Origin of the sequence: Streptomyces sp. AC512_CC834 (assembly GCF_019049325.1) — a bacterium.
Classification (GTDB): Bacteria; Actinomycetota; Actinomycetes; order Streptomycetales; family Streptomycetaceae; genus Streptomyces.
The window spans coordinates 60025-69294 of the sequence record NZ_JAGMUO010000038.1 but is presented as its reverse complement, the minus strand read 5'-3'; the positions used below and the strand labels follow the sequence as shown (position 1 = coordinate 69294).

The following is a 9270-nucleotide window of genomic DNA, read 5'->3' as shown; positions in this document are numbered from 1 at the left end:
AAGCGGATCCGCAACGCCGCCAGAACGAACCTCGCGCAGCCGGGCAACAACTGAGCTGCAAATCCAACCCATCCACAACTCTTGACTATTGCTCCCGGATGCGCGTGGACAGCGCCAGGGCGACGTCTTCCTCTCGTTCCCGCGCCCTGGTGAGTTCGCTTTCCGGGTCACCGACCAGGAATCGGACGCGACACCCGGCCGACGTCTTGCGCCGCAGCGCCGCCCCGAACCGGGCCTGCTCAAGCCACAGGAAGTAATTGGTGTACCCGGCGAACGTCAGCTCTCGCTCGGCTTTGGTGATCAGCGATCGCCACAGTGAGGCCGGGCACGCCGACCGGTAGGGGAAGACCTCCGCGACTTCGCGGTCTGGTCCCGCCTTGACGAGCTTCTTTGTTGCCGCTGGCCACAGCACCGATTCGTCCTCCCCGAGGGCTTCGCTGACGGCCCATCGGTGTCTGGCGTGTGGCACACGTCCCGTCTGCGTGATCCACCGGCTGACCGTCTTGGTGTCGACGCCACACCGCTCGGCCAACTGACTGTCGCTGATCCGGGCTTGAGCCATTGCCCGGCAAAGTGGTTCGTTCATCGGTACCCCTGGGACGTTCGGCACGCTTCACACGGTATTCCCAATCGGTCCCGAACGGCCCCTGAACGCAGTTGGAATGGCTCGTCCGAGGCGTGAGCGTGAGGGCAGCAAGGACCCCGGCGGTCGCGTGAACGGCCCCGGGGCGTGGCCGACACCCAAGGAGTGCCGACGTGCCGCACGCTACCGCCCCGGTGGACCTCAAGACGATGCGCGAGACAGCCAGCCTGCTGCTCGCCCCCGACGCCGACAGACCAGCCCCCGAGGAGCTGGAGAAGCTGTTCCTGATGCTGTCCGGGATGATCCACGTGGCCGTCCCCGAGGTGGAGACCGCGGCCGGGCGCCTCTCGAAAGACGACGTGCCCCGGGCCTGCGCACTGGCGTGCATCGGCGAGGCACGGATGCGGCTCCGCCTGCCGTCCGGCGAGACGTTCGAGCAACAGATGTCCCTCACCACGAAACTCGCCCGCTCCGTTCGCGCGCTCGCCGACCACTGCCAGGCACTGGGCTGCGCGTCGTGAGTCTCACCGGGTGGCCCGTGCCGCCGCCGTTCATGTGGGCGTGCGAGGGATGCGCAGAGCTGCTGTGGCTGTTGGCGCCGGCGTACACGGCGGACGAAGCCGACCCCGGCCGCGACCACGTGGCCCGCCTGCAGCTCACCCTCAGTCGCCACCTGGTGGACGAGCACCCGGCCGAGGTCCCCGAGCCGCATGCCGATGGCTGCCCGCTGTGCGAGACCTACGCCCGCCGCGCCGACGCCCCCGTCGAGAAGCTGTGGGCGGAGCACCGCGCCCGCGGCCTGTTCCTGCCGGCCGTTGCAGCGCGACTGCTGTAGGCGAGCAGCCCCCAGACTCCCGCCCTCTACCAGAGGGCGGGGACCACGCCTCCAACCGGAGGCGACGTCCACAACAGGAGGACACCGTGACTGTCGCGTTAGACCTCACCGCAGCCACCCGCACCAGAGACCCGCAGGAACTCCTCAACGCGGTCGCCCCGCACATCACGGAACTCACCGTCAACATCTTCGACTCCGGCATGAGCCTGTGGGAGCGCGAGATCGCCCTGCTCCTGCGCGACCACACCATGGTCCGGGACATGGCCGAACGGATCCTCGGCAACGCCGTCATGTACGTCATGGGCTCCATCGAGAACCCGGACGTACACCTCGGCGTCGGCAAGCTCGTCGACATCGGCGTCCACCAGCTCATCCTCGACACCCCGGTCTGGTGGGGCATCTGCCGCCTGTACAACGGCGGCCGCTTCAAGCACCACGCCCCGTTCATCGAACGCCGCAGCGACGGCCTGTGCCTGCGCACCGGCGACTTCCTCAAGGCACAGGGCTGGGGCATCGACGAGGAGCTGTGGGCCATCGACGGCGCGGAATGCTCGCCGTGCGACGACAAGGTCCCCGACAGCCACTGACGCCGCTACAGTCGGCCCCTGCCCTCACACCACCCTGAGGGCAGGGGCCTCCCCACGACCAGGAGAACCGCTGTGCCCGTACCGCACGACATCCCCGCCGAGACCGAACTCTGGGACGCCTTCGCCAAGAGCGCCTTCGACGCCGAAGCGGAACCCTCATTCCACTGGACGCAGTACGCCGGCCACGGGCCCGGGGCCGAACTGCTGAACTCGCCGGAGTCCGTACTGGAGATCGGCTGCGGCACCGGCCGCGCCCTCGCCCACCTCGCCCAGCAGGGCGTGAAGGCGACCGGCGTGGACCTGTCCCCGCGCATGGTCCGGCTGGCGGGTGAGAGGTGGGCGCCGCTCGGGGTCCGGATCGAGCAGGCAGAGGTCCTCGACTGGCTGACCACCGACACCGGCCGGTACGACGCGGTGTACTCCATCTTCGGCGCGGCCTGGTTCACCGACCCGTCCCGTCTCTTCCCCCTCGCCCGCGAGCGCCTGGCCCCGGGCGGCGTGTTCGTCTTCTCCCAGCCGCCGGCCATCCCGGGCGCCTACGGTCCGCAGGGCATGTACAAGGGCGGCTTCGCCGGGAAGGCGATGTTCACCTACCGGTACAGCTACAAGCCCGCGGTGTGGGAGCGGCACCTGCTCCGCGCGGGCTTCAACACAGCGGAGTCGTGGATCGTTGACGCCCCGGAGCCGGGGCACATCGGCACGCTGGTGGTGCGAGCCCAGGCCTGACCGCCCCTGGACGCGACCCCGGATGGCGTTCCCCGTCGCCGTCCGGGGCCGCTTCACGTGTTGATCGTCCGCCACTCGGGCCAGCAGCGGGCCAGCTAGCGATCTCTGCGACGGCCGAAGGATGCTCGCCCCAACCGGGTTTCGGACCCCGGCACAGGCGAGAACGTTCCTGCAGCGAGGCACGTGAGTGGGGCGGGTGGGACTCGAACCCACGGCCGACGGATTATGAGTCCGCTGCTCTAACCGGCTGAGCTACCGCCCCGACAACGGCGTGTCGCGTACGTTGTGTGCGCCGTCTGCCGCAGCATAGCCGCTCATACGATCTCCTGCCTCGGATGGTCGGCCACCACGGCTGCCTTCATGACCTTGAGGACTCCGCAGCGTGCCGCGCGGTTCCCGGGCATGAAAAAGGACCCCCCAAGGGGTCCTCGTTCACCATGCTCCCCCGACTGGACTCGAACCAGTGACCTGCCGGTTAACAGCCGGCTGCTCTGCCAATTGAGCTACGGAGGACCGAGCTCCCCGGACTGGACTCGAACCAGTAACCTGCCGGTTAACAGCCGGCTGCTCTGCCAATTGAGCTACCGAGGAAAGTCTCGTGTCGCATCGAACGCGTCTGCCTGGGTATTCGCCAGGGGGCGCGCGCTCGCTGCGACACATACATTAGCGCAAGTAGGGGGGTGCTCCGCCAATCGGTAGTCTCCAGCACCCCGGAGCCAGTGAAGGGAAGGGTGGCCGCCATGCGTTACCGGCTCACGTTCGTCGTCGGACTAGCGGTGGGTTACGTGCTCGGGACCAAGGCCGGGCGCGAGCGATACGAGCAGTTGCGGAAGTCCGCACGGCAGGTCTCGCAGAACCCGGCCGTGCGCAACACCGCCGAGTCGGCCGCCCAGCAGGGCAGGCACTTCGCCGACAAGGCGTACCACGTGGTGAGCGACAAGGTCGGTGACCGGATGCCCGACTCGGTGGCCCACCGGGTCCGCTCGCTGCGGGAACGCGGCACGAACGGCAGCGGCCCGGACGACTGGGGCACCAGCAACACCTGAGACCGGCGCTCCTGCCGGGTCTCGTGCCCCCACCGGGTACGCCACAGCGCTCCCGGTGCGGCAGAATTTCAGGTATGGGGATAGTCGCCGGGTTGGACAGTTCGCCCGATTTCACTCGTATCGTCGTCTGCGATTCGGACACGGGTGCCGTGCTGCGCCAGGGCTACGCACCGCACCCGCTGGAGAGCCCCGAGGGCGGGGGCCGGCCCGCAGACGTCGATCCACAGGCCTGGCTGCTCTCCCTCGGGGAGGCGGCCGGCGGTGGGCTGCTCGAGGGCGTGCAGGCCATCGGCGTGTCGGCGCAGCCCAATTCGGTCGTGCCGCTGGACGCGCAGGGCAACACCGTGCGCCCGGCCATGGTGGGCGGCGACAAGCGCTCCCAGGTGGCCGCGGCCGACCTGATCGACGCCCTCGGCGGGCGTGAGGCGTGGGCGCGGGCCGTGGGTTCGGTGCCGCAGGCCGCGCAGCCGGTGACCAAGCTGCGCTGGCTGGTCCGGAGCGAACCCGAGGCCGCCGCGCGGACCGCCGTACTCCTCCAGGCCCACGACTGGCTGGTGTGGCAGTTGCTCGGGCGGCCGGCCAGGCGGACCACCGACCGGGGCGGTGCGTCCGGCACCGGCTACTGGTCTGCGGCGACCGGCGGTTACCGGCCGGATCTGGTCGAGTTGGCGCTCGGGCACCAGGTGATGCTGCCGGAGGTGATCGGCCCGGCCGACGCGGCCGGTACGACGCCGGAGGGGCTGCTGATCTCCGCCGGGACCGGTGAGACGCAGGCCGCCGCCTTCGGGCTCGGGATCGGGCTCGGGGACGCGGTGGTGTCGCTGGGCGCGTCCGGGTCCGTGATGGCCGTGCATCCCGAGGCGCTGGTCGACCAGTACGGCATGATCACCTCGCTGGCCGACGCCACCGGCATGCACCTGCCCGTCGTCACCACCCTGAACGCCGTACGGACCCTGCGCGGCGCCGCCGAACTGCTCGGGACGCCGGACCTGGAGAGCCTGTCCGAGCTGGCGATGAAGTCGACGCCCGGCTCGCACGGGCTGGTGTTCCTGCCCTACCTGGAGGGCGAGCGCACGCCGAACCTGCCGCACACCGCCGGCACGCTGGCCGGTCTGCGGCGCGAGTCGATGCGGCCGGAGCATCTGGCGCGGGCCGCGTTCGAGGGCATGTTGTGCGGTCTCGCCGACGCCCTCGACGTGCTGCGCGGCCGGGGCGTGGACGTGCGGCGGGTGTTCCTGCTGGGCGCGGCGGCCGAGCTGCCGGCGGTGCAGGCGGCGGCGCCCGCGCTGTTCGGGACGCAGGTCGTCGTACCGCAGTCGGCGGACTACGCGGCGATCGGCTCGGCCCGGCAGGCGGCCTGGGCGCTCGGCGCCTCCCAGGGCACCCTGGACCCGCGCACTCCCCCGGTCTGGCAGGGCGCGGTCGCGCAGGTGCTGGAGCCGGGCGAGGAGCTGGCGGTGGGGCAGGCGGTGCGCCAGCAGTTCGTGTCGGTGCGTGAGCAGACGCATCCGGGCGCGCTGCGCGTGTGACGCGGGGGGCCTGTACCCCTCGTAGGCCGGAATTTGCCGCGCTCTTGGGTTAATCGGTTGAGGTAACGCGGGTGGAGTGTTCGACGATAGGGGCCAGGGGCAACCAGCCCCGCCCCTCGTCGCCGACTCCGAGAGACCCAGTGTGCTCATACGACTCCTGCGGGCCTATCTCAGGCCCTACAAGAAACCCATCGCCCTGCTGGTGGCGCTGCAGTTCCTGCAGACCTGCGCCTCCCTCTACCTGCCGACCCTGAACGCGCACATCATCGACGAAGGTGTCGTCAAGGGTGACTCGGGCTACATCCTGAGCTACGGCGCCCTGATGATCGGCATCTCGCTGGCCCAGGTGGTGTGCAACATCGGGGCCGTCTACTACGGTGCGCGCACCGCGGCCGCCCTCGGCCGGGACGTGCGGGGTGCCGTCTTCGACCGGGTGCAGTCCTTCTCGGCGCGCGAGCTCGGCCACTTCGGCGCGCCCTCGCTGATCACCCGGACCACCAACGACGTGCAGCAGGTCCAGATGCTGGCCCTGATGACGTTCACGCTGATGGTGTCGGCGCCGATCATGTGCGTGGGCGGCATCGTGATGGCCCTCGGCCTGGACGTGCCGCTGTCCGGCGTGCTGGTCGGGGTCGTGCCGGTGCTGGCCATCTGCGTCACGCTGATCGTGCGGAAGCTGCGCCCGCTGTTCCGGGCCATGCAGGTGCGTCTCGACACGGTGAACCGGGTGCTGCGCGAGCAGATCACCGGCAACCGCGTCATCCGCGCCTTCGTGCGCGACGAGTACGAGCAGCAGCGCTTCCGGAAGGCCAACGCCGACCTCACCGAGGTGGCGCTGGGCACCGGCAATCTGCTGGCGCTGATGTTCCCGGTGGTCATGACGGTGGTGAACCTGTCGTCGATCGCGGTGGTGTGGTTCGGCGCCCACCGGATCGACAGCGGCGGGATGCAGATCGGCGATCTGACCGCGTTCCTCGCCTATCTGATGCAGATCGTCATGTCCGTGATGATGGCCACCTTCATGTTCATGATGGTGCCGCGCGCGGAGGTGTGCGCCGAGCGCATCCAGGAGGTCCTGGAGACCGAGAGCAGCGTGGTGCCCCCGGTGGCGCCGGTCACGCGGCTGCGCCGGCACGGGCACCTGGAGATCCGGGGGGCGGGCTTCCGCTATCCCGGGGCCGAGGAGCCGGTGATCAGGAACATCGAACTGGTGGCCGAGCCGGGCGAGACGACCGCCGTCATCGGCTCGACCGGCAGCGGCAAGTCGACCCTGCTGGGGCTGGTCCCGCGGCTCTTCGACGCCACCGACGGCCAGGTCCTGGTCGACGGGGTGGACGTGCGGACCGTGGACCCGAAGACGCTGGCCAAGGTCGTGAGCCTGGTGCCGCAGAAGCCGTATCTCTTCGCGGGCACCGTCGCGACCAATCTGCGCTACGGCAATCCGGACGCCACGGACGAGGAGCTGTGGCACGCGCTGAAGGTGGCGCAGGCCAAGGACTTCGTCTCCGAGCTGGAGGGCGGGCTCGACGCGCCGATCTCGCAGGGTGGCACGAACGTGTCGGGCGGTCAGCGGCAGCGGCTCGCCATCGCCCGGACGCTGGTGCAGCGCCCGGAGATCTACCTCTTCGACGACTCCTTCTCCGCTCTCGACTACGCCACCGACGCGGCGCTGCGGGCCGAGCTGGGCCGGGAGACCGCCGAGGCGACCGTGGTGATCGTCGCCCAGCGGGTGGCGACCATCCGGGACGCGGACCGGATCATCGTGCTGGACGAGGGGCGGGTGGTCGGCGTGGGCCGGCACCACGAGCTGATGACGGACAACGTGACCTACCGGGAGATCGTGCTCTCCCAACTGACGGAAGCGGAGGCTGCCTGATGGCGGGGCCTGCGGGGCGCATGATGGCCGGGGCGGGACCCGACCAGCGTTCGATGGACTTCAAGGGGTCGGCCAAACGGCTCCTGTCCCGGTTCCGGCCGGAGCGGGCGACCCTGTTCACGCTGCTGGGCTGCCTGGTCGTCAGCGTCGGGCTCAACGTGGTCGGGCCGAAGATCCTCGGCCGGGCCACCGACCTGATCTTCGCGGGCATCGTCGGGCGGGACATGCCGTCCGGGGCCACGAAGGAGCAGGTCCTGGACTCCATGCGGGAGCAGGGCGACGGCAATGTCGCCGACATGCTCCGCAGCACGGACTTCACCCCGGGCCAGGGCATCGACTTCGGCGCCGTCGGCGAGGTGCTGCTGCTGGCGCTGGCCACGTTCGCGGTGGCCGGACTGCTCATGGCGGTGGCCACGCGGTTGGTGAACCGGGCGGTCAACCGGACGATGTTCCGGCTGCGCGAGGACGTGCAGACGAAGCTGTCCCGGCTGCCGCTGTCGTACTTCGACAAGCGCCAGCGCGGCGAGGTGCTGTCCCGGGCGACCAACGACATCGACAACATGGGGCAGACGCTCCAGCAGTCGATGGGCCAGCTCATCAACTCGCTGCTCACCATCATCGGTGTGCTGGCCATGATGTTCTACGTCTCCTGGATCCTGGCGCTGGTCGCCCTGGTGACCGTGCCGCTGTCGTTCGTGGTGGCCACCCGCGTGGGCAAGCGGTCGCAGCCGCAGTTCGTGCAGCAGTGGCGCTCGACGGGGACGCTGAACGCGCACATCGAGGAGATGTACACCGGGCACGCGCTGGTGAAGGTGTTCGGGCGGCAGGAGGAGTCGGCGCAGCAGTTCGCCGAGCAGAACGACGCCCTGTACGAGGCCGGGTTCAAGGCGCAGTTCAACAGCGGGATCATGCAGCCGCTGATGATGTTCGTGTCCAACCTGAACTACGTGCTCGTCGCCGTGGTGGGCGGCCTGCGGGTGGCCTCCGGCACGCTGTCCATCGGTGACGTGCAGGCCTTCATCCAGTACTCCCGGCAGTTCTCGATGCCGCTGACGCAGGTCGCGTCGATGGCGAACCTGGTGCAGTCGGGTGTCGCGTCGGCGGAGCGGATCTTCGAGCTCCTGGACGCCGAGGAGCAGTCGGCGGACCCGATCCCGGGCGCCCGGCCGGAGGATCTGCTCGGGCGGGTGGAGCTGGAGCACGTGTCGTTCCGCTACGACCCGCAGAAGCCGCTGATCGAGGACCTGTCGCTGAAGGTGGAGCCGGGTCACACGGTCGCGATCGTCGGTCCGACGGGCGCGGGCAAGACGACCCTGGTCAACCTGTTGATGCGGTTCTACGAGGTCTCCGGCGGCCGGATCACCCTGGACGGCGTCGACATAGCGAAGATGTCCCGGGACGAGCTGCGGGCCGGAATCGGCATGGTGCTCCAGGACACCTGGCTGTTCGGCGGCACCATCGCGGAGAACATCGCGTACGGGGCGTCCCGGAAGGTCACCCGCGGGGAGATCGAGGAGGCCTCGCGGGCCGCGCACGCCGACCGGTTCGTACGGACGCTGCCCGACGGCTACGACACGGTGATCGACGACGAGGGCACGGGGGTGAGCGCGGGCGAGAAGCAGCTCATCACCATCGCGCGGGCGTTCCTGTCCGACCCGGTGATCCTGGTGCTCGACGAGGCGACGTCGTCCGTGGACACCCGGACCGAGGTGCTCATCCAGAAGGCGATGGCGAAGCTGGCGCACGGGCGGACGTCGTTCGTGATCGCGCACCGGCTGTCGACGATCCGGGACGCGGACACGATCCTGGTGATGGAGGACGGGGCGATCGTGGAGCAGGGGGCGCACTCGGAGCTGCTCGCGGCCGACGGCGCCTACGCACGGCTGTACAAGGCGCAGTTCGCGCAGGCCGTGGCCGAGGTGGACTAGGGCCTGTCCGGCGGATCAGGTCGCAGGAAAGTCACGGCGCCTCATCGGCGCCGGTGAGCGGGGTCTGGTGCGTGCAGATGCAAGGCGGAGGAGGGCGGCGACGCGATGGGGGTCCCCCCGCTCGAGCGAAGCCGAGAGTGGGGGAGTCGGCAACCGACGA

9 protein-coding genes and 3 tRNA genes are annotated in these 9270 nt (G+C 69.8%); 8 read left to right on the top strand and 4 right to left on the bottom strand.

Annotation, left to right across the window (positions count from 1 at the left end):
• Nucleotides 1-85 precede the first annotated feature (85 nt).
• A complete protein-coding gene (locus KUM40_RS16465) occupies nucleotides 86-586 on the bottom strand; it encodes a hypothetical protein (RefSeq protein WP_254395198.1) in 501 nt (166 codons plus the stop codon).
• A 170-nt stretch (nucleotides 587-756) separates the two neighbouring features.
• Between KUM40_RS16465 and KUM40_RS16460 the strand changes: the two genes are divergently transcribed.
• The 4 genes from KUM40_RS16460 (at nucleotide 757) to KUM40_RS16445 (ending at nucleotide 2731) form a co-directional block, all read left to right on the top strand.
• Nucleotides 757-1104, top strand: a complete 348-nt coding sequence (locus KUM40_RS16460) for a DUF6415 family natural product biosynthesis protein (protein WP_217166722.1) — start codon at nucleotides 757-759, stop codon at nucleotides 1102-1104.
• Complete coding sequence (locus KUM40_RS16455) at nucleotides 1101-1418, top strand: hypothetical protein (protein ID WP_217166721.1); 318 nt, start codon at nucleotides 1101-1103, stop codon at nucleotides 1416-1418. Before KUM40_RS16460 ends, KUM40_RS16455 begins: the two co-directional genes overlap by 4 nt.
• Nucleotides 1419-1504: 86 nt before the next feature.
• Nucleotides 1505-2005 (top strand): hypothetical protein, encoded by a 501-nt coding sequence (locus tag KUM40_RS16450; protein ID WP_217166720.1) that lies wholly within the window; start codon nucleotides 1505-1507, stop codon nucleotides 2003-2005.
• A gap of 72 nt (nucleotides 2006-2077) precedes the next feature.
• Nucleotides 2078-2731, top strand: coding sequence for a bifunctional 2-polyprenyl-6-hydroxyphenol methylase/3-demethylubiquinol 3-O-methyltransferase UbiG (locus tag KUM40_RS16445; protein WP_217166719.1), 654 nt, complete (start codon nucleotides 2078-2080; stop codon nucleotides 2729-2731).
• A 188-nt stretch (nucleotides 2732-2919) separates the two neighbouring features.
• On the opposite strand, the gene KUM40_RS16440 is transcribed toward KUM40_RS16445, so the two are convergent.
• From KUM40_RS16440 to KUM40_RS16430, 3 genes are all read right to left on the bottom strand, one after another.
• Nucleotides 2920-2993, bottom strand: a tRNA-Ile gene (locus KUM40_RS16440).
• Between the two features lie 178 nt (nucleotides 2994-3171).
• Nucleotides 3172-3244 (bottom strand) — tRNA-Asn (locus KUM40_RS16435).
• A 5-nt stretch (nucleotides 3245-3249) separates the two neighbouring features.
• Nucleotides 3250-3322: transfer RNA gene (locus KUM40_RS16430), tRNA-Asn, on the bottom strand.
• Nucleotides 3323-3471: 149 nt separating this feature from the next.
• Here KUM40_RS16430 and KUM40_RS16425 point away from each other — a divergent pair.
• The 4 genes from KUM40_RS16425 (at nucleotide 3472) to KUM40_RS16410 (ending at nucleotide 9110) form a co-directional block, all read left to right on the top strand.
• A complete protein-coding gene (locus KUM40_RS16425) occupies nucleotides 3472-3777 on the top strand; it encodes a YtxH domain-containing protein (protein WP_217166718.1) in 306 nt (101 codons plus the stop codon).
• 74 nt (nucleotides 3778-3851) lie between these two features.
• Complete coding sequence (locus KUM40_RS16420; RefSeq protein ID WP_217166717.1) at nucleotides 3852-5306, top strand: FGGY-family carbohydrate kinase; 1455 nt, start codon at nucleotides 3852-3854, stop codon at nucleotides 5304-5306.
• A 142-nt stretch (nucleotides 5307-5448) separates the two neighbouring features.
• Nucleotides 5449-7182 (top strand): ABC transporter ATP-binding protein, encoded by a 1734-nt coding sequence (locus tag KUM40_RS16415; protein WP_217166716.1) that lies wholly within the window; start codon nucleotides 5449-5451, stop codon nucleotides 7180-7182.
• Complete coding sequence (locus KUM40_RS16410; protein ID WP_217166715.1) at nucleotides 7182-9110, top strand: ABC transporter ATP-binding protein; 1929 nt, start codon at nucleotides 7182-7184, stop codon at nucleotides 9108-9110. The genes KUM40_RS16415 and KUM40_RS16410 overlap by 1 nt, the downstream gene beginning before the upstream one ends.
• Nucleotides 9111-9270: the final 160 nt, after the last annotated feature.

Excerpts from the sequence above, each read along its gene's own strand:
- KUM40_RS16425 (WP_217166718.1), top strand. The coding sequence starts at position 3,472 with ATGCGTTACCGGCTCACGTTCGTCGTCGGACTAGCGGTGGGTTACGTG.
- KUM40_RS16410 (WP_217166715.1), top strand. The coding sequence starts at position 7,182 with ATGGCGGGGCCTGCGGGGCGCATGATGGCCGGGGCGGGACCCGACCAG.
- KUM40_RS16465 (WP_254395198.1), bottom strand. The coding sequence starts at position 586 with ATGAACGAACCACTTTGCCGGGCAATGGCTCAAGCCCGGATCAGCGAC.
- KUM40_RS16420 (WP_217166717.1), top strand. The coding sequence starts at position 3,852 with ATGGGGATAGTCGCCGGGTTGGACAGTTCGCCCGATTTCACTCGTATC.